22 protein-coding genes and 3 pseudogenes are annotated in these 26845 nt (G+C 55.7%); 16 read left to right on the top strand and 9 right to left on the bottom strand.

Going from position 1 to position 26845, the window contains the following annotated elements; genetic code table 11:
• Positions 1 to 376 precede the first annotated feature (376 nt).
• The 4 genes from K5E40_RS05460 (at position 377) to K5E40_RS05445 (ending at position 8828) form a co-directional block, all read left to right on the top strand.
• Positions 377 to 2170 (top strand): DUF1302 domain-containing protein, encoded by a 1794-nt coding sequence (locus K5E40_RS05460; RefSeq protein ID WP_221729997.1) that lies wholly within the window; start codon positions 377 to 379, stop codon positions 2168 to 2170.
• A 23-nt stretch (positions 2171 to 2193) separates the two neighbouring features.
• On the top strand, positions 2194 to 3561 hold the full coding sequence (locus K5E40_RS05455) for a DUF1329 domain-containing protein (RefSeq protein ID WP_221729996.1): 1368 nt from the start codon (positions 2194 to 2196) through the stop codon (positions 3559 to 3561).
• 139 nt (positions 3562 to 3700) lie between these two features.
• Positions 3701 to 6259, top strand: a complete 2559-nt coding sequence (locus K5E40_RS05450) for a LuxR C-terminal-related transcriptional regulator (protein WP_221729995.1) — start codon at positions 3701 to 3703, stop codon at positions 6257 to 6259.
• A 175-nt stretch (positions 6260 to 6434) separates the two neighbouring features.
• Positions 6435 to 8828, top strand: coding sequence for a dermonecrotic toxin domain-containing protein (locus K5E40_RS05445; protein ID WP_221729994.1), 2394 nt, complete (start codon positions 6435 to 6437; stop codon positions 8826 to 8828).
• A 7-nt stretch (positions 8829 to 8835) separates the two neighbouring features.
• Here the strand turns inward: K5E40_RS05445 and K5E40_RS05440 are convergent, their stop codons facing one another.
• Complete coding sequence (locus K5E40_RS05440) at positions 8836 to 9633, bottom strand: IclR family transcriptional regulator (RefSeq protein WP_221729993.1); 798 nt, start codon at positions 9631 to 9633, stop codon at positions 8836 to 8838.
• 163 nt (positions 9634 to 9796) lie between these two features.
• Here K5E40_RS05440 and hmgA point away from each other — a divergent pair, with 163 nt between their 5' ends.
• The 3 genes from hmgA to maiA are packed head-to-tail and all read left to right on the top strand — an operon-like array spanning position 9797 to position 13057.
• Complete coding sequence (gene hmgA / locus K5E40_RS05435) at positions 9797 to 11101, top strand: homogentisate 1,2-dioxygenase (protein WP_221729992.1); 1305 nt, start codon at positions 9797 to 9799, stop codon at positions 11099 to 11101.
• A gap of 3 nt (positions 11102 to 11104) precedes the next feature.
• Entirely contained in the window at positions 11105 to 12409 is a 1305-nt protein-coding gene (gene fahA, locus K5E40_RS05430; protein ID WP_221729991.1) for a fumarylacetoacetase, read from the top strand.
• A 12-nt stretch (positions 12410 to 12421) separates the two neighbouring features.
• Complete coding sequence (maiA, locus tag K5E40_RS05425) at positions 12422 to 13057, top strand: maleylacetoacetate isomerase (protein WP_221729990.1); 636 nt, start codon at positions 12422 to 12424, stop codon at positions 13055 to 13057.
• 99 nt (positions 13058 to 13156) lie between these two features.
• On the opposite strand, the gene K5E40_RS05420 is transcribed toward maiA, so the two are convergent.
• Complete coding sequence (locus K5E40_RS05420) at positions 13157 to 13960, bottom strand: SirB1 family protein (protein ID WP_221729989.1); 804 nt, start codon at positions 13958 to 13960, stop codon at positions 13157 to 13159.
• Positions 13961 to 14145: 185 nt separating this feature from the next.
• On the opposite strand from K5E40_RS05420, the gene K5E40_RS05415 reads away from it, so the two are divergent.
• Complete coding sequence (locus tag K5E40_RS05415) at positions 14146 to 15165, top strand: Glu/Leu/Phe/Val dehydrogenase dimerization domain-containing protein (RefSeq protein WP_221729988.1); 1020 nt, start codon at positions 14146 to 14148, stop codon at positions 15163 to 15165.
• Between the two features lie 145 nt (positions 15166 to 15310).
• Here the strand turns inward: K5E40_RS05415 and K5E40_RS05410 are convergent.
• Positions 15311 to 15565: pseudogene (locus K5E40_RS05410) on the bottom strand (YebG family protein); the annotation flags it as partial.
• Positions 15566 to 15851: 286 nt separating this feature from the next.
• Here K5E40_RS05410 and K5E40_RS05405 point away from each other — a divergent pair.
• Both K5E40_RS05405 and K5E40_RS05400 read left to right on the top strand, forming a co-directional pair.
• Positions 15852 to 16121, top strand: a pseudogene (locus K5E40_RS05405) (phosphate-starvation-inducible PsiE family protein); the annotation flags it as partial.
• 94 nt (positions 16122 to 16215) lie between these two features.
• Positions 16216 to 16680 (top strand): phosphate-starvation-inducible protein PsiE, encoded by a 465-nt coding sequence (locus K5E40_RS05400; RefSeq protein WP_221729986.1) that lies wholly within the window; start codon positions 16216 to 16218, stop codon positions 16678 to 16680.
• Positions 16681 to 17057: 377 nt separating this feature from the next.
• Here the strand turns inward: K5E40_RS05400 and K5E40_RS05395 are convergent, their stop codons facing one another.
• The 4 genes from K5E40_RS05395 to K5E40_RS05380 form a co-directional block, all read right to left on the bottom strand.
• Positions 17058 to 17675, bottom strand: coding sequence for a dual OB domain-containing protein (locus K5E40_RS05395; protein ID WP_221729985.1), 618 nt, complete (start codon positions 17673 to 17675; stop codon positions 17058 to 17060).
• 11 nt (positions 17676 to 17686) lie between these two features.
• Positions 17687 to 18244 (bottom strand): DUF488 family protein, encoded by a 558-nt coding sequence (locus tag K5E40_RS05390; protein WP_198708895.1) that lies wholly within the window; start codon positions 18242 to 18244, stop codon positions 17687 to 17689.
• Positions 18245 to 18649: 405 nt separating this feature from the next.
• Entirely contained in the window at positions 18650 to 19012 is a 363-nt protein-coding gene (locus K5E40_RS05385; protein ID WP_221729984.1) for a hypothetical protein, read from the bottom strand.
• A 128-nt stretch (positions 19013 to 19140) separates the two neighbouring features.
• Complete coding sequence (locus tag K5E40_RS05380; protein ID WP_221729983.1) at positions 19141 to 20337, bottom strand: hypothetical protein; 1197 nt, start codon at positions 20335 to 20337, stop codon at positions 19141 to 19143.
• Positions 20338 to 20502: 165 nt separating this feature from the next.
• On the opposite strand from K5E40_RS05380, the pseudogene K5E40_RS05375 reads away from it, so the two are divergent.
• Positions 20503 to 20766, top strand: a pseudogene (locus tag K5E40_RS05375) (phosphate-starvation-inducible PsiE family protein); the annotation flags it as partial.
• Here the strand turns inward: K5E40_RS05375 and K5E40_RS05370 are convergent.
• Positions 20763 to 21080 (bottom strand): DUF3509 domain-containing protein, encoded by a 318-nt coding sequence (locus K5E40_RS05370; RefSeq protein ID WP_221729982.1) that lies wholly within the window; start codon positions 21078 to 21080, stop codon positions 20763 to 20765. The pseudogene K5E40_RS05375 and the gene K5E40_RS05370 overlap by 4 nt on opposite strands.
• Before the next feature lie 258 nt (positions 21081 to 21338).
• Entirely contained in the window at positions 21339 to 22715 is a 1377-nt protein-coding gene (locus tag K5E40_RS05365; RefSeq protein WP_221729981.1) for an L-serine ammonia-lyase, read from the bottom strand.
• 135 nt (positions 22716 to 22850) lie between these two features.
• Here K5E40_RS05365 and K5E40_RS05360 point away from each other — a divergent pair, with 135 nt between their 5' ends.
• From K5E40_RS05360 to K5E40_RS05340, 5 genes are all read left to right on the top strand, one after another.
• Entirely contained in the window at positions 22851 to 23798 is a 948-nt protein-coding gene (locus tag K5E40_RS05360; RefSeq protein WP_221729980.1) for a LysR substrate-binding domain-containing protein, read from the top strand.
• A 200-nt stretch (positions 23799 to 23998) separates the two neighbouring features.
• The gene (locus K5E40_RS05355) at positions 23999 to 24403 is read left to right on the top strand and encodes an HPF/RaiA family ribosome-associated protein (protein WP_221729979.1); all 405 of its coding nucleotides are present in this window, start codon (positions 23999 to 24001) and stop codon (positions 24401 to 24403) included.
• Positions 24404 to 24629: 226 nt separating this feature from the next.
• Positions 24630 to 24935, top strand: a complete 306-nt coding sequence (locus tag K5E40_RS05350; RefSeq protein WP_221729978.1) for a DUF3649 domain-containing protein — start codon at positions 24630 to 24632, stop codon at positions 24933 to 24935.
• Positions 24932 to 26518 (top strand): PepSY domain-containing protein, encoded by a 1587-nt coding sequence (locus tag K5E40_RS05345; protein WP_221729977.1) that lies wholly within the window; start codon positions 24932 to 24934, stop codon positions 26516 to 26518. The genes K5E40_RS05350 and K5E40_RS05345 overlap by 4 nt, the downstream gene beginning before the upstream one ends.
• On the top strand, positions 26518 to 26844 hold the full coding sequence (locus K5E40_RS05340) for a DUF3325 domain-containing protein (RefSeq protein WP_221729976.1): 327 nt from the start codon (positions 26518 to 26520) through the stop codon (positions 26842 to 26844). Before K5E40_RS05345 ends, K5E40_RS05340 begins: the two co-directional genes overlap by 1 nt.
• The last annotated feature ends 1 nt before the right edge of the window (position 26845 follow it).

Raw genomic sequence — 26845 nt, 5'->3', positions numbered from 1 at the left:
ACACCGGGGCGATCAACCGAAGACCTTCGGCTGATCTGAAATCTGTCAGCAATGGCTTGAGTGGTTAAGGCGCCAAGGCCGAGTGCTTTGCGGCGTGTCCCGTGAAAGCCCGCTCAGAATACGGATTTGAGTCTGTAGGAAAAATAGCGATTGCGGACATGAACTGTTACGGGGCATGTAACAGTCATCCCGCACCAACGGCACCATGCGCGGCACTGATGATCCTTCATCCAGCCGACACATGGACGACGCCAAGCCTTAACCCGCAAGGGTATTCATCCTTTCGAGCGACAACGCGAATACCTCCTTGGTGCGCTTATCGACCCGGTCAACCGGCAGTAGGGTGGGGCCTTCTGTCACTCACCGGGGAAGACGCATGAAAACAAGAACAATGCGCGCCATCTTCACACCGCAGGCGCTGGCAGCCGCGGTGGCTATGGGCTGCTGTGCCCAGGCGCACGCGGTTTCGTTCAACATCGGGGAAATCGAGGGCACCTTCGACTCGTCACTGTCGGTCGGTGCGAGCTGGGGCATGCGCGATGCTGACAAGTCGCTGGTCGGCACGGTCAACGGTGGTACCGGGCAATCTTCGACGGGTGATGACGGACGCCTGAACTTCAAGAAGGGCGAAACCTTTTCGAAAATCTTCAAAGGCATTCACGACCTCGAACTGAAGTACGGCGACACCGGGGTGTTTGTGCGTGGCAAATACTGGTACGACTTCGAACTCAAGGATGAAGACCGCGAGTTCAAACAGATCAGCGACAAGGGGCGCAAGGAGGGCGCCAAGTCTTCCGGCGCGCAGATTCTCGATGCGTTCGTCTATCACAACTACTCCATCGCTGACTTGCCGGGCACCGTGCGTGCCGGCAAGCAAGTGGTGAGCTGGGGCGAAAGTACCTTTATCGGCAACTCGATCAACAGCATCAACCCGATCGACGTGTCGGCGTTCCGTCGTCCTGGCGCCGAGATCAAGGAAGGTCTGATCCCGGTGAACATGCTGTTCGGCTCGCAAAGCCTGACGGACAAGCTCTCTGTCGAAGGTTTCTACCAACTGGAATGGGACCAGACCGTTCTCGACAACTGCGGTACGTTCTTCGGCGTCGATGTGGCGGCGGACGGTTGCAACAACGGGTATACCGTCGGCAGCCCCGCGATTGCGCCGTTTGTGCCGTTGACCAAGGCCTTCGGTCAGGGCATTGAGGTGACTCGCGAAGGCGTCGTGGTGCCCCGGGGCGGCGATCGCGATGCAAGGGATTCCGGGCAGTGGGGCACGGCGTTGCGCTGGCTCGGCGACGACACCGAATACGGCCTCTATTTCATGAACTACCACAGCCGCACACCGACGGTGGGCACCACCACGGCCGGGCGTTCGACGCTTGCCGCGTTGCCGGGCATGGTCGGCATCGCCAATGGTCTGGCCCCCGGCAGCGGCTCGGGACTGGCGCAAAGCGTGATGCTGGGACGCGGTCAGTATTACCTCCAATACCCGGAAGACATTCGTCTGTACGGCGCCAGTTTCTCTACCACACTGCCCACCGGCACCGCGTGGACCGGCGAGATCAGCTACCGGCCAAACGCTCCGGTGCAGGTCAACACCAACGACCTGACCTTGGCGTTGCTCAACCCGATTGCCGGGGGCGCTGCTTCGCCACTGTCGACTTCGCCCGGTGCTGACAACAAGGGGTATCGCCGCAAGGAAATCACCCAGATCCAAAGCACCCTCACGCACTTCTTTGATCAGGTATTAGGTGCCCAGCGCCTGACCGTCGTCGGTGAAGCGGCGGTGGTGCGGGTCGGCGGTCTGGAGTCGCGCAGCAAGCTGCGTTACGGCCGCGACTCGGTCTACGGCCAATACGGTTTCGGCGGCGACACCGATGGCTTCGTCACGTCGACTTCGTGGGGCTACCGCGCCCGGGCGATTCTCGACTACGCCAACGTGATTGGCGGGGTCAACCTCAAGCCGAACCTGTCGTGGTCGCATGACGTCGCCGGTTACGGCCCCAATGGCCTGTTCAACGAAGGCGCCAAAGCGATCAGCGTCGGCGTCGATGCCGACTACCGCAACACCTACACCGCGAGCCTCAGTTACACCGACTTCTTTGGTGGCGATTACAACGTCCTCGAAGACCGTGACTTCGTCGCCCTGAGCTTCGGCGTGAACTTCTGATCTGCCCGAGAAGGATGAATGCAATGCGCAAAATGATTCTGCAATGTGGTGTCCTGGCCCTGAGCCTGCTGACGGCCAACGTGATGGCGGCAGTGTCACCGCAAGAAGCCAACAAGCTTGGCACCAGCCTCACGCCGCTGGGCGCCGAGAAGGCCGGTAACGCCGATGGCTCGATTCCGGCATGGACCGGTGGCATCCCGAAAAACGCCGGGGCGGTCGACAGCAAAGGGTTCCTGGCCGACCCGTTCGCCAATGAAAAACCGTTGTTCACCATCACCGCCGCCAATGTCGACCAGTACAAGGACAAACTCTCCGACGGTCAGGTGGCGATGTTCAAACGCTACCCGCAAACCTACAAGATCCCGGTTTACCCGACCCACCGCACCGTCGCCGTGCCGCCTGAGATCTATGAGTCAGCCAAACGCAGTGCGCTGAACGTGACCACGATCAATGACGGCAACGGCCTGGCCAATTTCACCGGCAACCGCTACTACGCCTTCCCGATTCCGAAGAACGGCGTTGAAGTGTTGTGGAACCACATCACCCGTTACCACGGCGGGAATCTGCGTCGGATCATCACTCAGGTCACACCACAAACCAACGGCAGCTACACGCCGATCCGCTTCGAAGAAGAGATCGCCGTGCCGCAACTGATGAAAGATCTCGACCCGGAAAAAGCCGCCAACGTCCTGACCTTTTTCAAGCAGTCAGTCACCGCGCCGGCACGTCTGGCCGGCAACGTGCTGCTGGTTCACGAGACGCTCGATCAGGTGAAGGAACCGCGTCTGGCGTGGGTCTATAACGCCGGCCAGCGCCGGGTACGCCGCGCGCCGCAAGTGGCCTATGACGGCCCGGGCACCGCCGCGGACGGTCTGCGCACCTCCGACAACTTCGACATGTTCTCCGGCGCTCCGGATCGTTATGACTGGAAACTGGTCGGCAAGAAGGAAATGTACATTCCGTACAACAGCTACAAACTCGATTCGCCGAAACTCAAGTACGACGACATCGTCAAGGCAGGCCACATCAATCAGGATCTGACCCGCTATGAACTGCATCGCGTGTGGGAGGTGATCGGTACGGTCAAACCGAACGAGCGGCACATTTACGCCAAGCGTCACATGTACATCGATGAGGACAGTTGGCAGGTAGCGCTGGTCGATCACTACGACGGTCGCGGCCAACTGTGGCGCGTCGCCGAAGGGCACGCTCAGTACTACTACGATCACCAGGCACAGGCCTACACCCTGGAAGCGCTCTACGACATCATTGCCGGCCGGTACATTGCCTTGGGGATGAAGAACGAAGAAAAGCACAGTTTCGAATTCGGCTTCGAAGCCAAGGCTGCCGACTACACGCCATCGGCCCTGCGCGCAGCGGGTGTGCGGTAACGTTTGGGATACAACGGCTGTACAAAAGGCGACCGCGCGGTCGCCTTTTTTATGGCTGCCAATCAGCGCGCTGAATATTTATCAACAAGCTGACAGCAGAGGGCTAGGGTGGCTGCAAAACAATAAGAAGGCTCACCCGATGACCGCCATGACGCCGTGTCTGGATCGCCCCGGTTTCCTGCCCAGACTGTCTTCCCATCACCAGCCACGCTTGCGATTGAGCGAACCACTGCTTGAGTCGATGGCGCGGGTCAGGCTCATTTGTGCGCCCGCCGGCAGTGGCAAAAGCGCGCTGCTTACCGAATGCCTGCTTCAGGCACCCACTGCCCATGCGGTGTTGTGGTTGCCGCTGGCCGGGGCGCAACTCGGTACCGGCGAATTGTGCCGGCGACTGACGCAGGTGCTGGGACTGGCCGAAACAGACGAGTCAGGCTTGATCGCGGCATTGGCTCACTGGGCGACACCGACCTGGCTATTCATTGACGATTACTGCCGTCTGCCGGATCCGTCGCTTGATGCCTTGCTCGACCGTTTGCTGACAATCAGCAGCCCGGCATTAACCTGGTGGATCGGCACTCGCCGGCGTCCGCAATGCAACTGGCCGCGGTTGCTGCTGGACGACGAATTGTATGAATGCGAAAGCCCGACGCTGGCGCTGACCCAGGACGAGATCGCCCAGGCACTGAAACATTTGTCAGCCGAGCAGGCCGCCAATGTGGCTGGACGGATTGTTCATCGCACCGGTGGCTGGTGCGCCGGAGTGCGAATGACGTTGCTGCAAAAATGCGACTGGTCGCAAAGCACCCAACCGCAGCAACGTGTGGAAACCTTGCTTGATTATCTGCAGCACGAACTGTTCAGCGGTTTGACGCCGGAGCTGGCGGAAGTCTGGCGGGTACTGGCGAATCTGCCGCGTTTCAACGCTGAACTGTGTGAGCACTTGTTCGGTGCCGGTGAGGGGGCTGATTACCTGCGAACGCTGCAAACGCTGGGTTGCTTTATCGAGCCATGGAATGAATCGTCGCAGTGGCTACAGATCTTCGCGCCTTTGGCGCAGGTGATGCGCGATGAACATTGGCCCGCGTCCCGTTCATGGCATCGTCGGGCCTGCCAATGGTTCGCCGCTACCGGGGATTGGCGTTCGGCTTTCGAGCAGGCGTTGCTTGCCGAGGAATTCGAAACGGCAGTGAGCCTGTTGCAGCATTTCAACTTCGAGCATCTTTTTGAAGAGCAAACTGTGGTGCTGTTGTTGCGCCTGCATGAATCTCAGGGCGAAGGATTGACCTTGGGATCACCGCAGTTGGTCGGGCTGATCAGCGCAGCGCTGTTGTTTGCCGGCCGGTTCGAACAGGCCACGCAGTGCATCGCGCACCTGGCGAGGTTCATGCCGCAACCTTCGGCGGCGCTGGAACGACAACTGATTGCGCGCTGGCAAACCTTGAATGGCTGGCTGCTGCATCTGGAAGGGCAGATGACTTGCGCTCAGAGTCATTTTTCCGAGGCGCTGGATTCGCTCGACGACGACCACTGGATGGCGCGGGTGATGTGTTTGTCGGGGGTGACGCAACAGGCGCTCTTGAGAGGGGAACTGGATGTGGCCTACGCCCACAATCGGCAGGCGCTGTGTCTGGCGCGGGCGCAAAACTCGCTGGTTTTCGAGGCGCTGCTTGAACTCGATCATGCACAAATACTGGAGCAGCGTGGCGCGGCGGCGCGGGCCGAATGTCTGTTGGCCGGAGTGCACGCTCTGCTCGGCAGACGATCGGATCGACCGACGCCGCTATTGGGCAGGATTGCACTGCGTCGGGGGCGTCTGGCCCTCAGTCAGGGGCAGGATGCCCTGGCGGCCGTTTTTTTTCAGTCCGGCCTCGACGATTGCAAGCGTAACCATGACAAGCGGGTCTTGTATGGCTATCTGGGGCAGGCACAACTGGCGGCCAATCAGGCGGATTTTGAAGGTGCATTTGTCTGGTTGCGCGATGCACAGCGGCTGATGCAGCAGCGGCAGATTCCGGAGACTGTCTATCGTGGGGTGTTGTTGCAGATCAGCAGTCTGTTGTGGCTTCAGCAAGGGCGTGCCGAACTGGCCAACGAGGCGATGGCGCGTCTGCTGCGTCACTATCAAGGGGCCGGTGCATTGCAGGCACCGCCGGCGACCATCGAGTTGATTCCACGGGTTGAATACCTGCTGATCCTGGCGCAAACAGGTCTGCGCATCGCCAATAATCCGATCATCCGCCTTCAGCAGTTATTGGCGGACGCGAAGCAGTGCAGAATGGTCGCCCTCGAAACTGACTTGCTCCTGGCGTTGGCCGAAGTTGCCTTTCTGCAGTGCGATCAGGCCGGCGCACAACACTATTTGCAGCTGGGCCTTGAATGGGTCGCTCATCACGGCCTGCACCAGGCGTTGCGTGAACTGGAATTGCGCCAGCCGAACCTGGTGCAGGCACTGAATAACAAGATCGCTGAAGATGCAGCCACGCAGACATTAAGCAACTACGGCGTGCTGAGCCAGCGAGAACTTGAAGTTTTACGACTGATTGCCAAAGGCTATTCCAATCAACAGATTGCAGATGAACTGTTTATTTCGCTACATACCGTAAAGACTCATGCCAGGCGTATACACGGAAAGTTGGGTGTCGAACGAAGAACTCAAGCGGTGGCAAGTGCAAAGCTGTTGGGTCTCGATCTAAGTTGAATTTGTGACAGCCACGTGGAGGATTATTTATTTTGGCGTTTGTCTGAGATGTTTTATGACGTTTGAAAACTTGCAGTAACGGCTGTTGGATTTTTTTCGCTGTTTATATTCGATAACTTGCTCGCAATCGAAGTGGCGCAGTGTCATTTCTTGATCGTTGACCAAGGAGTTAGGTATGAGCGTTATCAATGGCTTTTCAGAAGTTCGACCCGCATGGCTGTCAGGTGCCAGTGAACAAAATAAGCAGCGTCATGACCATTTGCTACAGCAAGTGCGCGCTGAGGAAACCCGGCGTGATCAGTTTCTGGATAAGGCAGCATCGCTGAAAGCCTATGCTGCTGTACGAAGTAAAGAGTGGATCAACAGTGCATTGGGTGTTTCGGTTGATCCTGAAACTATCAAGGTCACCTGTCGCTATGCCATCAAGGTCGGAGCGCGCACCCTGGTTCAGGAAGACAAGCGCACGTTTGTGGAACTGGCGCTGTTCGGCGTACATGATCGCAATCAACGCTTCGAGATGGCTTTTGAAGGGCCGGTTCCTTCCGGCTTGACACCTGTGCGCGTAGAAAACTGGCTGGCGTCTGTCAACATCCGCTCGGATTTCTGGGACACGCGCCGTAAAGCCTTTAACGATTACGACGTGCAGATGGCGCTTCTGGAGGTCTTGGGGGCGCGCATCGCCTACAGCACTTTTTGCGCTGCCGTGCAGGGGCATCTCAATCAGCCAAACATGGCGATGGTCGAACGTTTTATGCAAGGAGACCGGAGTATTTCGGCATCGGCCTTCGTGATGAATGGCTTCCGGTTCGGTTTCCGCGATCTGATGGTTTTCCAGCAAAAGGCCAATCCCCACGGCAACTGCGTCTTGTACGCCCCAGGCTCGCCGGAAGAGCGCGACTGGTATCAATTTCCCAACAGTCGTGAACTTGAATTTCATGTGGCTGGCTGGGTGAGAACAGCCGAAGGGCAGAGCTATCTGGCGGCGCAAACCCAACCTGCGGAAAGGGCGTCACTGGCCAAATACATGGCCACGCTGCGGCAGCTTCCGAGTGCCTGGAAAGGGGTAACGTTTTCCGAATGGCCGGACGCACCGGAAGGCATTCTTGTCGAGGCAATCTTCCATCAGATCGCCTGGGACCTGGCACAGGAAACGCTCGCGCATCCTGCCGCCTATCGAAGCGCCCCTGATGAAATGCGCCAGTCGTTTGCCCGCTTGAATACGGAGTTGAAAGCGCTCTACACCATCGGCACTCGCGAAGCGGGCATCCTGACCTATGAGCGCTTCTGTTACGACCTGATCAAGCAACGTATCGAAGATCTTTTAAAGACCATCGGAAAAACGGTGCAGGTAAACCCGGACGAGATCTTCCTTGATCTGAGTGAAAACGAGACGATTACGCTCACCCAGTTGATCATCAAGGAAACGCAGTTTTATGCCCATGATCGTGGCGGCGAAGTGATTGGGATTTATCCGCGCTTTCGTGTAGGCGCGAAGCATCCAGCACTGCCCGACCTGGACATACGTCAACTGGCCAGTTGGTCGAGAACGTTGCGCCCGGGAGAGAAGTACATCGCCATGCTGCGTGCCGATTATTTAAACAAACAGCACCCCGATTATGAATTAAAGAAAGAAGTTCACTTCAAGTCCCGACAGGCTGAAATGCAACGTTCGGTGTTGTCGAGTTTTTATGCCGGTGCTATCACCCTCACGTTGGCTGAGCAATTGCGCACGTTGATCCTGAACTTCGATAAAGGGACGCCTGCTTCTTTTCCGCCTTTCGGAGAAGTGCCTTCGACCGTGCAGTTCAGTGCAGTCTTCAAGTTTCATGTAAAACGGTGTCTGGTTGAGGGTGTGTATGTTTTCAGGCTGGTACAGGGCGGCAAAGTCAGTGAAATTCTTTATACGCCTGACGCGCCGGACGGCGTCTACTTGCGACCGTTGAGCGGGTTTTTCGAGGCGATCAAGGAACACGGGCTGGGTCAGTACTTCTACGACCGGGTCAAGTACGTCGATCAACGGATCATGGGGACGTTCATCAATAACATTGAATTCAACAATGTTTCTGAAAAACTTCCCGTGCTTGAGCTCAACAGCCGCGTGCTGTCGTTGCGCGCGAGTTATAACGAACGTATCGAACGGATCATTGCTGATATTAACGCGCAAACCACCAGTCTGAACGAAATCATTGGCAAATTGGCCTATGACTCGGTGGCGTTGGCTGCGAGTGTCGTCAGTTTGGTAATCCCGCCCGTTGGATTCGCACTCTCCGTGGTGCAAATCACCAAAAACGTACTGGAAGGCGCCGAGTCCTACCGATATGGCGATCGAGAGACGGCCTTCAACAGTTTCAAGGAGGCTCTACTGGACCTGGCGTCTTTGATTCCTGGAGGCAAGGAAGCAACCAAGGCGCAGAAGACGCTGATTCAACTCATGGGTGACGGCAAGGCAATCGTCGGCCTGATTGGATCGGCGACCGGCCAGACCCTCGGCCATGAACGTCTTCTGGCGATAATTGAAGAAATTCTCCAGGAGGAGCCAGCGGGGGACAGCAAAACCGTATTGCTGTAACACCCTGTTAGCGAATTGCCGGCGCCTCTGCGTCGAACCCCATCCGCCAACTCACGGCCCGCGTCGCAGCCAACAACCGCTGCGCCGCCGGGCCGTTTTCGTCGGCGTGAAACAGTGAGGTCGGGCCGACGATGGTCATCACGGCGGCGATCTGTCCGACAGCGTTGAATACCGGAGCGGACAACGCATCCACCCCCGGCATCAGCAAGCCATGCACATGATGCAGACCACGTTCGCGGATCTGCTCGCACAGTGTTGCGTATGTTTTTTCGTCCTTCAGTGGATGATCCACAGCGGCCACTTCCTGATCACGCAACTCATCGGTTTCCCGGTGGGGCAGATAGGCACTGAACACCAACCCCGTTGAAGAGCTGAGCAGCGGCAGCACTGAACCCAATTGCGTCACCACCGTCACCGCACGCACCGCCGGCTCGATGTGCACCACGGTGGCCCCCTGATTACCCCACACCGCGAGGAAACAGGTTTCGTTGAGTTCGTCGCGCAATTCGGCCAATGGCAGGGCCGCGACTTTCAGCACATCCATACTGTTGAGTGCGGCCAGACCCACGCGCAGCGCTTCGCGGCCGAGGCCGTAATGGTTGGTGGCGGGGTTCTGTTCGGCAAATCCCGAGGCGATCAACGCTTGCAGGTAGCGGTGCACCTTGCTTGCGGGCATTTGTACGTGCTCGGCCAGGCGCGACAAGGAAGTGGCGGGCGACAACTCGGCCAGGGCCTTGAGGATGTCGGTGCCGACTTCGGCGGAGCGGACTTTCTGTTTGCCGTGACTGTCGCTGGTTTTTTCCATGATGCTGCCGGGTTCCGGAACGAATGGGCGTCTTTATAGCTTGACGCTGGATAGCGAGCAAATTACGTTATGCGTAATCGAATTACGATAATAACAACCCCGGCGTGCCGAAACCTCTGAGCCAGAGCGATGGGCCATGCCGACTCCCTGTTCAGGAGGCTCCATGAACCTCGATTCAACCGCGTCGACGCTGGCTTATCAGTCCGGTTTCGGCAACGAATTCAGCACTCAAGCGTTGCCCGGCGCGCTGCCCGTCGGCCAGAACTCCCCGCAAAAAGCCCCCTACGGCCTCTACACCGAATTGTTTTCCGGTACTGCGTTCACCATGACCCGCAGTGAAGCCCGGCGTACCTGGATGTACCGCATTCAGCCATCGGCCAATCACCCGGCGTTCGTCAAACTTGAACGGCAACTGGCTGGTGGGCCGTTAGGCGAGGTGACCCCCAATCGTCTGCGCTGGAACCCGTTGGATATCCCGAGCGAACCGACCGATTTCATCGACGGTCTGGTGAGCATGGCCGCCAACGCCGGCGCCGATAAACCCGCTGGCATCAGCATCTACAACTACGCCGCCAACCGCTCAATGGAGCGTGTGTTCTTCAACGCCGACGGCGAACTGCTGCTGGTGCCGCAACTCGGTCGCCTGCGCATAGCAACCGAACTGGGTGTGCTGGAAGTGGCGCCGCTGGAAATCGCCGTGCTGCCACGCGGTCTGAAATTCCGCGTCGAACTGCTTGACCCGCAAGCACGCGGCTACATCGCCGAGAACCACGGCGCGCCGCTGCGCCTGCCGGATCTGGGGCCAATCGGTAGCAATGGCTTGGCCAACCCACGGGATTTCCTGACCCCGGTCGCTGCTTACGAAAATCTGCAACAACCGACCACGCTGGTGCAGAAATTTCTTGGGCAGTTGTGGGCCACCGAACTCAATCATTCGCCACTGAACGTGGTCGCCTGGCACGGTAACAACGTGCCGTACAAATACGATCTGCGCCGCTTCAACACCATCGGCACGGTCAGTTTCGATCATCCCGATCCGTCGATCTTCACCGTACTGACCTCGCCGACCAGCGTGCACGGTCTGGCCAACCTCGACTTCGTGATCTTCCCGCCTCGCTGGATGGTGGCCGAGAACACCTTCCGTCCGCCGTGGTTCCACCGCAACCTGATGAATGAATTCATGGGCCTGATCCAGGGCGAATACGACGCCAAGGCTGAAGGCTTCGTGCCTGGCGGCGCCTCGCTGCACAGTTGCATGAGCGCCCACGGCCCGGACGGTGAGACCTGCACCAAGGCCATCAACGCCGAACTCAAACCGGCGAAAATCGATAACACCATGGCCTTCATGTTCGAGACCAGTCAGGTGCTGCGCCCAAGCCGCTTCGCCCTCGACTGCCCACAACTGCAACCCAATTACGACGCCTGCTGGGCCACACTGCCCGCCACGTTCGACCCGACCCGGAGATAACCCATGACTCAGAATTCCATCACCCGCAGTTGGGTTGCTTCGGCCAACGGCCACGCCGATTTTCCGCTGCAGAACCTGCCGCTCGGCGTGTTCAGTGTCAACGGTTTGGTGCCGCGCGCTGGCGTCGCGATCGGCGATCACGTCTTCGATCTGCAAGTGGCGCTTGAGGCCGGTCTGTTCGACGGTGCAGCGCGAAGTGCCGTCGAAGCCATGAAGGGCGGTTTGCTCAATGCGTTCTTCGAACTCGGTCGCCCGGCTCGCGCGGCGCTGCGCCAGCGTCTGCTTGAATTGTTTGAAGAAGGCAGCACCGAGCGCGGCAATATCGAAGCCCAAGGGGCAAAACTACTGCCTTTGGCCGTGGACTGCCAGATGCATCTGCCGGCGCGCATCAGCGACTACACCGACTTCTACGTCGGCATCGAACACGCGCAGAACGTCGGCAAACTGTTCCGCCCCGACAACCCTCTGCTGCCCAACTACAAGCACGTACCGATCGGCTACCACGGTCGCGCCTCGACGGTGCGCGCCTCCGGCACCGACGTGCGCCGCCCCAAAGGCCAGACGCTGCCCGCCGGTCAAACCGAACCGACTTTTGGCCCGTGCGCTCGCTTGGACTATGAACTGGAACTGGGGATCTGGATCGGTCAGGGCAATGAGATGGGCGATTCGATTGCCATCGGTGATGCGGCTGAGCACATCGCCGGTTTCTGCCTGCTCAACGACTGGTCGGCTCGCGACATTCAGGCGTGGGAATATCAGCCGCTGGGCCCGTTCCTGTCCAAGAGCTTCATCACCAGCGTCTCGCCGTGGGTGGTGACCGCCGAAGCGCTGGCGCCGTTCCGCACCGCGCAACCTGCGCGCCCGCAAGGTGATCCGCAGCCGCTGCCTTACCTGCTCGACAAACGCGATCAGGACGCTGGCGCCTTCGACATCGAGCTGCAAGTGTTGCTGCTTACCGAAGCCATGCGCGAGCAAAACCTGCCGGCCCATCGCCTGACACTGAGCAACACCCGCTACATGTACTGGACCGTCGCGCAAATGGTTGCGCACCACAGCGTCAACGGTTGCCAGTTGCAGGCCGGTGACCTGTTCGGCTCTGGCACTTTGTCCGGTCCTGAAAACGGTCAGTTCGGCAGCCTGCTGGAAATCACCGAGGGCGGCAAAAAGCCGATAGAACTGGCGTCCGGTGAAGTGCGCAAATTTCTTGAGGACGGCGACGAAATCATCCTGCGTGCGCGCTGCGTCCGTGACGGTTTTGCTTCCATCGGCTTCGGCGAATGCCGCGGTAAAGTGCTGCCGGCGCGCTGACAGGAGCGGCTCATGGATCTCTATACCTATTACCGTTCGACCTCGTCGTATCGGGTGCGGATCGCGCTGGCGCTCAAGGGGCTCGACTATCAGGCACTGCCGGTCAACCTGATTGCACCGCCCGGTGGCGAGCATCGGCAAGCGGCGTATCTGGCGATCAATCCGCAGGGGCGGGTGCCGGCGTTGCGTACTGACGAAGGCGAACTGCTGATTCAGTCGCCGGCGATCATCGAGTATCTGGAAGAGCGTTATCCACAGTGGCCTCTTTTGCCCGAAGACCTTGCTACCCGTGCGCATGTGCGCGGCGTGGCGGCGGTGATCGGCTGCGATGTGCATCCGCTGCACAACGTCAGCGTGCTTAATCGTCTACGTCAGTTGGGGCACGATGAGCCGCAAGTGGTGGAGTGGATCAGTCACTGGATCGGGCAGGGGCTGGCGACGGTGGAACAGTTGATCGGTGACAGCGGTTTCTGTTTCGGTGAGTGGCCATGCGTGGCGGACGTCTACCTGATCCCGCAGTTGTATGCCGCGCAGCGGTTCAATGTTTCGCTGCAGGCTTATCCGCGGATTCGCCGCGTGGCGGCATTGGCCGCTGAACATCCGGCGTTCATCAAGGCGCATCCCGCCAACCAGCCAGATACACCGTAAATTCCTGTGGGAGCGGGCTTGCTCGCGAAAGCACCGTGTCAGACACAGAGATTTTGACTGATACACCGCATCCGCGAGCAATCCCGCTCCCACAAGGGATCAGTGGACGACGGAATTGGGTGGGAGATGCCCAAGCCGTTCCGTCAGGCGCAAGCGCTGAATCGGGTCATCACTGAGCAGTAGCGCATGCTCCAGATCGAAGCGTTCGGCATTTGGGCAGTCGAGCCGCTGATAAAGACTGGCGCGCGCCAGGTAATCGGCGGCGTTGGCGTCGCCCAGCTCAAGCACGCGTTCGGCGTCGATCAGGGCCGCGATAAAGTCATCGTGGGACAGGTACAACTGGCGCAGGTTGCGCGACAGGCGTTGAAGCATCTGCACCGGCGTGGCAGTCAGCAGATGGTCGGCGTTGAGCTTCATGTTCGGGCCGTATTGGCGCTGCAACAGTTCTCGACAGTCGTTGGGGTACAGGCGTCGACCACCGCAGGGGTCAAGCAAGTGATCGGCACCGGGTACCCGGAGCAGGAAGTGCCCGGGGAAGTTAACCCCGACCAGTGGAATTTCCAGCGCGCGCGCCAGTTCCAGCGCAATCAACGCCAACACCAAAGGCTGGCCGCGACGGGTTTGCAGCACTTTGTGCAATAACGCGGCCTGTGGGCGCAGCGGGAGGAAGTCGTCCTGAGCGAAGCCGAGCTCCGTCATCCGCCGTAATAGCGGCTGCGCCAGTTCGCTGACCGGCAACATCGGCAAGCCATAGCTGACCCGCTGCTGCAATTCCTTGAAGTCCTGCATAAGCGCCTCGGGATTGACGGTTTTATCGTGCTCGGCCGCGATCCACAGCGCGGCGTCGAACAGCGCAGGCGGTGAACGGTGCAGACACTCGAAAAAACGTTGGCGCGCACTCATCAGAATCTCCGGGTAATGCCCCGTTTTAGCCCCGTCCATGCCATTCGTCCAGTGCCTGGCTGCGCCAGTCTGGATATATGCCGCAAACCCATTGTCCGCACGGGCGCTTATTCCGGTGCGCTGCAGCAATTTTCGGGCGCAAGCCTATACTGGCGTTCTACAAGAAGTGATTCGGGAGCCCAACGATGTTTGCGCTCATGCAAAGCACTCGCCTGGAATCGCTGCACCTTAGCGTTGACCCGGTCTCCGGGTTGAAGGCGGTCATTGCCATCCATAACAGTCGCCTCGGGCCGGCCCTTGGCGGATGTCGTTATCTTGCCTATCCCAATGACGAATCAGCCGTCGAAGACGCCATTCGTCTCGCTCAGGGCATGAGCTACAAAGCTGCGCTGGCCGGGCTGCCGCAGGGCGGTGGTGTGGCGGTGATTGTGCGCCCGGTGCATGTGGAAAATCGCGGGACGTTATTTGAAGCCTTCGGCCGCTGCATTGATCAACTCGACGGTCGCTACATCACCGCCATCGACAGTGGTACTTGCGTGGCGGACATGGATTGCATCGCCCAGCAGACCCAACACGTCACCAGCACCACCTCGGCCGGCGACCCGGCGCCACACGCGGCAATGGGCGTGTTCGCCGGGATTCGTGCCACCGCCATGGCGCGATTGGGCTGCGATAACCTCGAAGGTCTGCGCGTTGCGATTCAGGGCTTGGGCAATGTCGGTTACGCACTGGCCGAGCAGCTTCACGCGGCGGGCGCCGAACTGCTGGTCAGCGACATCGACCACGGCAAGGTGCAACTGGCGATGGAGCAACTCAACGCCCATCCAGTCGCCAACGATGCGCTGCTCTGCACGCCTTGCGACATTCTGGCGCCGTGTGGGCTGGGCGGTGTGCTCAACAGTCACACGGTCACGCAACTGCGTTGCTCGGCAGTGGCGGGATCGGCGAATAATCAGCTGACGCATCTGGACGTGGCGGATCAACTGGAGCGGCGCGGGATTCTGTATGCCCCCGATTACGTGATCAATGCCGGCGGCCTGATCTACGTTTCACTGAAGCATCGCGGCGAAGAGTTGCCGACGATCACTGCGCATCTGTCGAAAATCAGCTCGCGGCTGACTGAAGTGTTTGCCCATGCCCAGGCGGAAAAACGCTCACCGGCGAGGGTGGCCGATGAGTTGGCGGAGAAAGTGTTGTATCGCTGAGTTTCATCGGCATGAAAAAGGCCCTGAGCCATTCGACTCAGGGCCTATTCAATTCGGGCATTGATTACTTCGCAGCTTTCACCGCTTTTGCCGGTTTCAAGGGCGCTTCGGCAGATTCCTCGGCCTCGGCTTTCTCGACCGGCTCAGCCGGTGCATTGATCAGCTCCGAGAGTGCATCAGGCTGGCTCTTGAACGCCCGGGCGAACACATCGCGGTTCTTCGCCATGTAGATCCCGGCTTCTTCCACTTGCTGCTCAGTCATGGACGGAACGGCTTTTTGCAACACATCGGCCAGATATTCGGCCAGTTCGAGCATTTTGTCATGACGGTCAGCTTCGGCTTTATCCATGAACAAGCGCTCCAGATCTCGGCTGCTGCGGTATACCACTTCGACGGCCATTCACCACCTCACATGCCTTCACGTTAAGTTGTCTTCACGACTACTGTATCCATATACAGCGAAAAGGATAAGCGAATCCCTGCGCTATGGGTAGTGGCTTTTCAATGTAGACCGGATTCAGGGTTTGTCAGCCTTGCGCAGGCACTGCGACGAAACGCCACGGCGCGCGCTTCGTGGCACCTCGCCATGATGGCGTGGCCTCTTTTCTGCATGAAACCCAAAGCATGCAGAAAAACGTCATGTCCAACACGCATCATCCGCTCGAATCGGGCTAAGGAACATCATCGTGAAAATCAACTGGGCCGAGAAACTGCGGCAAAACGTGCATCAACTGGCCGAGTCCCTGGGCAATTTGTTCGTCGAAACTTTCCACTACCTGGCGCTGTTCGCCATCGGTGCGGTGACGGCGTGGGCGGCGGTGATGGAGTTTCTCGGGATGCTCGAAGAGGGGCATATCAAGATTGATGACATTCTGTTGCTGTTCATCTATCTGGAACTGGGCGCGATGGTCGGGATTTACTTCAAGACCAACCACACGATACTAACATTCGAAATAAAATCAAAAACCAGCCATAACGGGCTTTTGGATGCTTGACTATGTGCTTTGCGTTTCCTCGTCTTGATGTTGCATCTGATTGGAGCGGTAGAAAATGGATAACCTGAATTGGGCTGATAAACTCCGCAAAAAACTTCATTGCTCGGCTGACTCTCTGGGGAATTTGTGTGTTGAGGCCTTCCACTATCTAGCTTTATTTGGCATTGGAGCGATCACCGCCTACGCTGCAGTTGTCACCTTTATTAGGATGCTAGGCGAGGGCAGTATCAGCGTTGACGACATTCTTTTGCTATTCATTTACCTAGAGTTAGGGGCAATGGTAGGTATTTATTTTAAAACAAATCATATGCCAATCAGGTTTCTTCTTTATGTTGCTATTACTGCTTTGACAAGATTGTTGATTGGCGATGTATCACATCATAAAGAACCAGATGCTGGCTTGTTGTATGTATGTGGTGGGATTCTACTATTGGCTTTTTCTATTTTTGTGGTTCGCTTCGCATCCTATAAATACCCTTCGACGAAATCTATTGACGCCAGTGGGAAAGAGATAACTTAAGCTAGAGACTAGCTGCTTGAATGCAATATGTTCTGTTTTTTTGTGGTTTTGAAAGCAGAGGGTTTTGTGAGTAAAAATAATATTTTATTATTAGTGTAATATTAAATTAGTGTTTTTTTTGCCAGTGGTTTCTTGAGGCGAAGTTGTACTTTTAGGTGGTATTTTAATTGTGGTTTTTGGATTATTTTGAAGTTTTGTGATGCTAGGGTTTGTGTTGAATGTGATTGAAGATTGATCTTTGAGAGCTAGGGGAGGTTAGCCTGTCCCCTAGCACTTAAAATTGTGTCGCCGGTGTATATTTTTTTGTTTATGATATTTTTCACAAGTGAAAACGGGTTGATGTTTTTTTTAATTCAAGGTGAGGTTAAGTAACCATTTTAATATATGCCGGAAAGCTGTAGATATGATCTTCTGTTTCCGTCGTTATTTTTGTCCCACATTCTTGCTAAGGAAAAGCGGATTTTAGTTCCCGCCGGTATTGTGTCTGGCATTTCGTTTATGTTTTTAAATCCCACATATTTAACGCGTTTTCTGCTGAAGATATTTGTACTGTCTACGAAGTAATCGTTCTCTTTTTTTAGATTGTTATTTAATGTTGCAATTTGAACACTGTAATTGACATTTTTCTCTTCACTTATGTAGCCGCTATCGTTTTCCCAGTTAAGGTTTCCATCAAATAAATCACTGAGGCTAACATTTTTTAATGAGAGGGAGAGCGTTAGCTGGTTGAAGTAATCTATATTACACCAATCGATGAACTGATAATTGTATACTGCGACATCCTCTGTGTGTGGAGGGCTAATTATGTAGCGGGTTTGGTAATTTATTCTATATGCTTGGCCAACTTCATACGGATAGTTAGCGTTTAGTGATTTAGCGTGCGAGTCAAGTAGCCTTATCATCCGATGTTTTGAAGTGTCGTATCCACCTACGCAAACATTGGAGCCAGACATCCTTGTTTTTGATAAAATTACAACATCGGACTCAATAACCAAAACTATTCTCCTTATCGGTATGGTTTTCTTGAACGCAGTGGGGCCTTCTCATTTGAAAATAAGTCATGTGACGAGCTATTGCTAATTGCTCTATTGATAACGCTTCTCTGATCTTCCAGTTCTCCATGTTTGCCTATGTGGATCATAGGTATATCAATGTCTTTTAGTACTTCGCCAATTAATTTACTTCGATGACAGTCGCAAGGGTCTATTTCACTGCACATACATGCGATACGTATTTTTTTTTCGTAAGCAGTTTTAATTCGAGCTATGCCTTCTTTGAAAAAATCTTGCTGTTTTGTTTTTTCATAGTTTACATGTCCATCCGTGTCATAGCAGGATTCATCTTTGGGAAGGCCGCCCAAATTTTCGCCCATGAAAACATAGCGTATATTTTCAGCTTTTAAGTGATTATCTAGTCTTTCTTTGTTGTACTGAGGGTGAAATCTTGATCTCGGTTTTGTCCGAACGTCAATGACATAAGATATTTCATTGTCTTTGAGGAGGGATATCAATTCTTCTATGCTTCTGCCCCCATGACCGATGCTATAGATTGCAAAGTTTCCCATGCTAGCGATACCTCTGTACCAATTTTGTCGTAAGATGTTTATAGCATGCTTTTAGATTGGGTTTGAAGTGGGCGATAGACTTAAATTCTAAGTTTTTCCATTTTTGAAAGTACCCGTCGCATGTTAATTTAAAATCCAGAGAGGAAATCGCTTGAAGCCTCACGTTTCAGTGAGTGAGCGTGTTTGGTCGAGATTTTTGCACTTTCCATATTATAAGTTGATGAGTTGAAATGTGGGGAGATTGGTACTAAGCAATGGCGTCATTGTTTTTTATAAATTGCTGACATTTTTACATGAGCCTGTTGTGTTTGCTTTTCAAATATTGCGTGTGCCAAATATATAAGTGTTCAGCCCCGCTACTTCCAGACTTACGCGGATATAGCAGGGCGTTAGGTTGCTTGTAAACTAAGTGTCCCAGTCGCGTGCTCTAGCTTTGTTTTTTCCTTCGAGATTTTTTATAAGGGTGGAGTTGATATGAATTACGCTCAGTATTGCAGATATTTGTAGTCCGCTAAAAAATACAATCAGAAATTGCATCGCAGCTAGAGAGAGTTCTTGAGTTTTTAAGCCGAACCCATCATAGAAACTCACAAATAACATTCCTAAAAGAGCGAATGCCATAGATAAGGCGGATTGAATGATCACCCCTACAATAATTTTCAGTCTTGTGGTGTCGCCACCACTAGAACTGAAATCCGCATTAACAAGATTTTCGCCTTTTAATACTCTCAGGACATTAGGATATAGAAAGGCAATCCAAATACTCATTATGGTGAATACAGCTCCTGACACGCCCACTAGTAGGCCTAGAGTAGCTGGTATTGTTTCAGCTTTGAGATGCCATCCAAAAAATATTGATGCAATGGATGGTAAAATGCAAAGTAATATTATAACCATTAGGCTATCGCTATATCTGACAGTTCGGTTTCTTCGATTGTTGACGGCTTCTCGTTGATGCGAGATATTACTTCCAGATAATTTGAACGGTTACCAGCTATGGTGCTGTATAGCTGAGTTGCAGAATAGGTTTCGCCGCTTTTAGGAAGCATGATTCGCTCGACTAGCCTATGTTTTTTTATGGACGTCTTGTTGTCGTTTTCATCAATGAATATTACGTCAGCCCAACCATCTTCCGTGAAGTCGGAAGAGTACTTCATGAAGTCTTGCATTTGCTCATATGTAGGTGTGGCCTCTAGCTTTACTTCAACTCTTCTTTTTCCATCATCGCCATCTTCGTCAGAGAGTTCTGGTCCGAAAAACCGCCCCATAATATTCTGGATAAAGTCGAAAATTTCGCTATTTGCTTTATCCAACGTTAGCATTGATTTGTGAGTTTTTTGAGACTCCTGTTGGGCCGGTTGTGAGCTGACAATAACCTCATTTCTGAGAAGTACGTGCTTGGTTGTTTCACAAATTTTCTTCAGATACGCTTCGCTTGTCTTGAATTCTTTTATCTTTTTTGAAAATCTATATAGCAAGCTATAATCTTCTGGAGCGTCTTTTGAGCTGAAATAAATGGTTGTCGCAGATTCGCCGGGTTGACGTTTGTTGTGGTTAGCTATTTTTAATCGATATCTTACGCAGTAGTTAATCCATTTTTGCATTAGGTCTGAGTCGCATTTCGAGTCTTCGAATTTTACTGAAATTACTAAATTTGAATTGGGTATTATCCAGTAGTAACAAGGATGCCCCCAGACAACATCATCCCCAGTATCCATGGAGTTGTTACTGATGTATCCGATAGGTTCTCCTTGTTCATTTAATCGAAGTCCCCGATAACTCTTGGAATCACTAGGGTCATGTTTCCATAGCGTTAAAAGAAAATCGCCATTATCGAATTCATGAATTTCTCGGCAGTAACACATTACTGATGCGTCACCAGACTCGCCATGTTCAGCCCAAGGTGAAGTTTCCTTAAAACGTCTAGAGTTAACCCAGTCTTTGATGCTTTTTAGGACCGATGATGTATCTAGTCCAAAGCTTTCGGATTTTATTTCACCTTGAGTTTTTTTCTGAATTTTATAAAGACCGCTTTCTGTGATTTCAAAAAAATTTAAGTACCCATAGTTTGTATCTTTTTTAATAAATGACATCCGTTTCTCTCTAAACAAGAATGAATTAAACCCAAATGCAAATTTAGCGAAATGCATATTTTAATGGCCTTGAGCCATGATAGGTCGAAGCAGACGAATGTCAATTGGCCGACAATGTGGCTTGGGTTTTCACGAAATTTTGAGTGATTGGGCTCGGCTTCAGTCAAGACCAACCACATGCCAGTGCGCTTCCTGATCTATGTGGCTATCACCGCGCTGACCCGTCTGCTGATCTCCAACGTCTCGCACCACAACCCGCCGGACATGGGCATCATCTACCTGTGCGGCGGGATTCTGCTGCTGGCGTTTTCGATTCTGGTGGTGCGTTACGCCTCGTCGCAATTTCCTTCGGTGAAAATCGACAAGCCGCAACGCAAGCTCGGAGCAGGTTCCGGTGAACACCCTGAGATCGAGAAGGGCGAGCTTTAAAGCCCGGCAGCCTGCCGAGGCTCACCGCTGATTCGCTGCGGTGGCGGGGTCAGGCCGTCGCCGCTGGTCATCGCTTCAAGGATCGCCATGGCACTGTGGCCTTGTTCGATGGCGATGCCGAATTGGATGCTTTGCACCAGACGCTTGAGGCGTTTGGGGTCGTTGCGCTGTTCGGTGCTGATCATGCGTTTGGCCACGATGCGGCCGCTGTTGGACAGGGTCAGCATAATGCTGCCGTCCAGGCCCTGAATGCTCAGGTTGATCTGATAGTCCGGCGCGAAGGCATCGGTAATGATCTGAAAAGGATTGTCCATGATGCGTCACCGCCTGATTGAACGTGCAGTTGTTGACCGGCCGCGATCGGGTTGGTTCGCCCATCCAGACCACCGGCCATTCCGTGGCCATATCGCCATATCGCTTTATGCAAGTGCTGTAGCAAGGGCTATGCCGGAATAATTGTCGAACAATGAACACGGACAAAAACAAGGCGAGCCACTGGCTCGCCTTGTTCATTTGCGTCCTGTTTCAGGGCAGGAACGCGTCGATGATCGCTGACAGTGCAATCAGGCTGATCAGCATTCCACCCAGTTCACCGCCAGGCCGCCCCGTGAAGTCTCTTTGTATTTGTCGTGCATGTCGGCGCCGGTATCGCGCATGGTGCGGATCACCCGGTCGAGGGAAATGAAGTGGTTGCCGTCACCGCGCAGGGCCATTTGCGTGGCGTTGATCGCCTTCACTGCGGCGATGGCGTTGCGCTCGATACAGGGCACTTGCACCAGCCCGCCGACCGGATCGCAGGTCAGGCCCAGGTTGTGTTCGAGGCCGATCTCGGCGGCGTTCTCCAGTTGCTCCGGGGTGGCGCCGAGCACGTCGGCCAGGCCGGCAGCGGCCATCGCGCAGGCGGAACCGACCTCGCCCTGACAGCCGACTTCGGCGCCGGAAATCGAGGCGTTTTTCTTACACAGAATGCCGACAGCGGCGGCGCTCAGGAAGAAAACGACGACGTCATCGTCGGACGCGTCCGGATTGAATTTCATGTAGTAGTGCAGAACCGCAGGAATGATCCCGGCGGCGCCGTTGGTCGGTGCGGTGACCATGCGCCCGCCCGCAGCGTTTTCTTCGTTGACGGCGAGGGCGAATAGGTTGACCCACTCCATCGCCGACAGCGTCGAGCTGATGACATTCGGTTTGCCGATTTCCAGCAGACTACGGTGCAGTTTTGCCGCGCGGCGCGGCACATTGAGACCGCCGGGCAACAGGCCTTCGTGGCGCAGGCCTTGTTCGACGCACTCGCGCATCACCGACCAGATGTGCAGCAGACCCTGCCGAATTTCGGTGTCGCTGCGCCAGGCCCGTTCATTGGCCATCATCAGCTCGCAAACCCGCAGCTTGTGCTGCTTGCACAGCGACAACAGTTCGGCGGCGCTGGAAAAGTCGTACGGCAATACCACGTCGCTGGCCGGCGCCACGCCGGATTCGGCTTCTGCCGCTTCGATGATGAAACCGCCACCGACCGAGTAGTACGTTTGCGTAAACAGTGCAGCGCTTTCGCCAAAGGCTGTCAGGGACATGGCGTTGGGATGGTAGGGCAGGCTCTCGTCGAGCAGCAGGAGATCGCGTTGCCAGTTGAAGGCAATTGACCGCTGTCCGGCGAGGGACAGTTGGCCGGTCTCGCGCAGTTGCTGGATGCGTGGGTCGATGGTCGCCGGATCAATGCTGTCCGGCCACTCGCCCATCAGGCCCATGATCGTGGCGCGGTCGGTGGCGTGGCCGACGCCTGTGGCGGACAACGAACCATACAAGCGGATTTCCACGCGTTGCACATCGTTGAGCAAATGCTCGTCGATCAGCGCTTGAGTGAAGGTTGCAGCAGCGCGCATCGGGCCGACGGTGTGGGAACTGGACGGACCGATGCCGACTTTGAATAGATCGAAAACACTGATAGCCATGCTAAAGCCTTACAAGCAATGCTGTAGGAATCGCCGCCATTTTTTGTAGGCCAAGCGCAAGGTCGGCGATACTGCCTACCTCGGTCTTGTGTGACCAACGAAATTTCCTAAGACAGCCTTTAGCAGGACTAAACGATGAGTCGTCAATTGCATGCCCAGACTTACGTCTGGCTGCAGGTGTTTTCCTGTGCCGCGCGGCACCTGTCCTTCACCCGCTGTGCAGAAGAACTGCACATCACGCCGGGGGCGGTCAGCCAGCAAATTCGTCAACTGGAGGAGCGTCTTGGTTTTCGCCTGTTTCATCGTCGTGCGCGAGGGGTGGAACTGAGCGCGGAAGGGCAGCGGTTGGCGATGACGGTCAACGAGGCCTACGGCAGCATCGATGCCGAATTGCGGCGCCTGGATGCGGGGATGATCAGTGGGGTTTTGCGGCTGCGTTCGATTCCGTCGTTCCTCAGCAAATGGCTGACGCCGCGCCTACCTCGGCTGCAGCAACGATACCCGGACATCCAGTTGCGTCTGGTGGCTGAGGACAGCAGTGTGCCGCTGCACGAGGGCGATTTCGATCTGGCGATCGATCTGAACGACGGCAGTTACCCGGGATTGTTATCCACAGCCTTGCTCGATGAGCAGATTTTCCCGGTGTGCGCGCCGAGCCTGCTGCGCGGGCGTCCGCCGCTGCATGGGCCGGCGGATCTGGTGCATTTTCCATTGCTGCACGACATCACCGCCTGGCGCGGCAGTTATGAATATGCGGAATGGGAGTTTTATTTGAACGCGATCGGCTTCGAGGGGGCGGACGTGCGACGAGGGCATACCTTCAATCGCAACCACCTGACCATCGAAGCGGCTATCGCCGGTATGGGGGTGGCAATTGCCCGGCGCACGCTGCTCAACGATGAGCTGGAGCGGGGCACGTTGATGGTGCCGTTCGGGCTGTCGGTGCCCAATCACAAACGTTACATGTTGCTGTATGCGCCGGGGGCGTTGAGCCATCCGGGCGTGCGTGCAGTGCATGATTGGCTGGTGGAGGAGGCGGGGATTTTTCGCAGTTTGCACCCGTTGAACGACGGGCAATTGTGAGTAAATCTTGCAGGATGACAAGTCGACCCAACTCCCGACATTACCAGTGACTTACTCGGTTGTCCGGCTTTTTTTGCGAATGAATATTTTTCTTTTTTCAGGGGTTGAAATGTTCGTCAGTCGGGCCGATTGTTGTAATCAAGGGGTCACGAAATCCTGATCAAGGCCTCTTGCGAGCTAGCTGAAATAAGGGATGAACTATGCAAATCCAAGTCAACAGCGATAACCATATTCAAAGCAGTAAACGACTGGAGGAGTGGGTACGTACAACCATTGAGAGCACGCTCGACCGTTATGAAGAAGACCTGACCCGTGTCGAAGTCCATCTGAGCGACGAGAACGGTGACAAACCTGGTCCCCATGACATGCGCTGCCAACTGGAGGCGCGGCCAAAAGGCCATCAACCGATTTCCGTCACCCATAAAGCCGATACGCTGGAACAAGCGATCGATGGTGCAGCCGAAAAACTGGAGCATGCGCTGGATCACCTTTTCGGCAAACTGCGGGGCAAACCACGCGCTGCTGTGGTGCCATTTAGCAAGGCGAATGACGCACTGCTGGAGGAAGAATTTCTTGAGAATGAACAGGCAGCGATCAACAGTTGATACGCTGATTTTTTAAGCCATCCCCAGAAAACGGGCCTGCGAAAGCAGGCCCGTTTTGTTTTCAGCGCATTTTGCCAAGGCAAGCCACGGCCCGGCTTGCCAATTGAACGGGTAAAACCCTGCGCCGGCAATCAGATGCTTTTGCGTATGAGAATATTTATCATTAGTATTGCTCGCCTGTTGGTTCGGCTTGTCGGCCGAGCGTTTTCCGTTTCAGGGTCGAAACATGAAAGGCAAACTTGCCACTCTCCCCATGTCCTATCGTCTGGCCGTTACCTCACGGGTGTTGGCCGCGGTGTTCGGTGGCTATCTGGTTGCGGCGCTGGCCAGCGTGACCTTGACGATGTGGCTGCCACTGAGCCGTGCTGAAGCCGTGGTCACCGGCATGACCCTCTCGTTTCTGGTCTATCTGGTCGCTGTGCTCTGGTGCTTTGCCTGTCGCACGGCGTGGTCGGCATGGGTTGGCTTGCTGGTGCCGAGCGTGATTCTGGCGACCATTTCCGGCGCGGCACGCGGGTTGGGTTTTGCATGAAAGAGGGTTTTCGTCAGGCCATGGCCTGGCTGCACACGTGGGCCGGACTGCTGTTCGGCTGGCTGTTGTTCGCGATTTTTCTGACGGGAACCCTGGCTTATTTCAAGGATGAAATCAGTCACTGGATGCAGCCGGAAATCCCCGCGCGGCCAATCAATGCCGAGGCAAGCCTGAGCCTGGCCCAGGATTATCTGCAACAACACGCTGCGGGTGCCTCACGTTGGCTGATCGACTTGCCCGATGCTCGCGATCCCGGCTTGACCGTGCGCTGGCAGCAGGCACCTGCGAAGCCTGGCGAGCGCGGCCGCTTCGAATCCAAAACCCTCGACGCGCAAACCGGCACCGAAGTGCTGGGCCGCCAAAGCATGGGCGGCGAGTTCTTCTACCGTTTCCACTTCCAGCTACAAATGCCATACCCGTGGGGCCGCTGGCTGGCGACGATCGCCGCGATGGTGATGTTCGTCGCGTTGATCACCGGGATCATCACCCACAAGAAAATTTTCAAGGACTTCTTCACGTTTCGCCCGCGCAAGGGCCAGCGTTCCTGGCTCGACGGACATAACGCCGTGGGCGTGCTGGTGTTGCCGTTTCACTTGATGATCACCTACAGCAGCCTGGTGATTTTCATGTCGATGGTCATGCCGGCGAGCATTCTGGCTTCTTACGGCGGCGACGTGCGGTCGTTTTACGATGAGGTGTTTCCCGCCTCGAAGGCGCCGGAACGGGCCAATGTCCCTGCTGCACTGGCACCGCTGGCACCCTTGTTGGCCAAGGCCAGTGCGCAATGGTCCGGTGGCCGCACCACGCGGCTAACGGTGAGTAACCCAGGGGATGAGAATGCCTCTGTGGTGCTCTCGCGCGCCGGTGACCGAGTGGTGCACGATTTCGGCAGCGCAGTGACCTTCAATGGCGTTACCGGAAAAATGCTCGGGCGCACACCGGCGCAACCCATGGCGATGGAGGTGAGCGGCACTTTCTATGGTTTGCACATGGGCCATTTTGCCGGGCCGGTGCTGCGCTGGCTGTATTTCATTTGTGGTTTGGCCGGCACGGCGATGATCGGCACTGGGCTGGTGATCTGGCTCGGCAAGCGCCAGCTCAAACACGCCAAAAGCGGTGTAATGCCGTTCGAGTTGCGGCTGGTTGAAGTGCTGAACGTTGCCAGCATGGCCGGGTTGCTGACGGCGGTTGCGGTGTACTTTCTGGCCAATCGGCTGTTGCCAGTGGCTCTGACCGGGCGGGCAGATTGGGAAGTGAATGCGTTTTTCATCGCTTGGGGGTTGAGCGTGGCGCATGCGTTATTGCGTGTCGGGCGCAAGGCATGGATCGATCAGCTCGTGCTCGGTGCTGCACTGTTTATGGCGGTGCCGCTGATCAATGCGCTGACCACGCCGTGGAATCTCGGCGTAACGCTGAGGCAGGGCGATTGGGCAATGGCCGGGTTTGATCTGACGTGTCTCGCCGCCGGTTTCTTCCTGGCTTGGGCTGCATGGAAAATGCAGCGCGCCGGCAACACCGCCAGCGTTAAAAAAACACGCCGCGAAACGTCTCGACCTATCACGCTTGAACAAGGGGCGAACTGATGCTGCTGGCGCTGTTGCTGTGTTACGCCGGGTTCACGGCGCTTTGCCTGTCGATGCCTCGACATCACGATGAACTGCTCGGCCACAAACCCTCTGCCCGACGCCGTCGTGGCCTGATGCTGGCGGGAGGGTTGCTGTTGTGTGTATCGCTATGGGCGGCGGTGACGGCCAACGGCTGGAGTTTCGGTCTGGTCGACTGGGTCGCGGTGTTGATGATCAGTGCGTTGACGCTGGTGCTGTTGCTGCCGTATCGACCGCGACTCGCAATGGCGCTGGCCGGGATGAGCCTGTTGGCCAGTCCGGTTGCCGCATGGGCGCAGGGCTGAC

It is taken from the genome of Pseudomonas baetica, from assembly GCF_019733355.1.
GTDB lineage: Bacteria > Pseudomonadota > Gammaproteobacteria > Pseudomonadales > Pseudomonadaceae > Aquipseudomonas > Aquipseudomonas baetica_A.
This window is presented reverse-complemented; position numbering and strand designations above follow the sequence as displayed.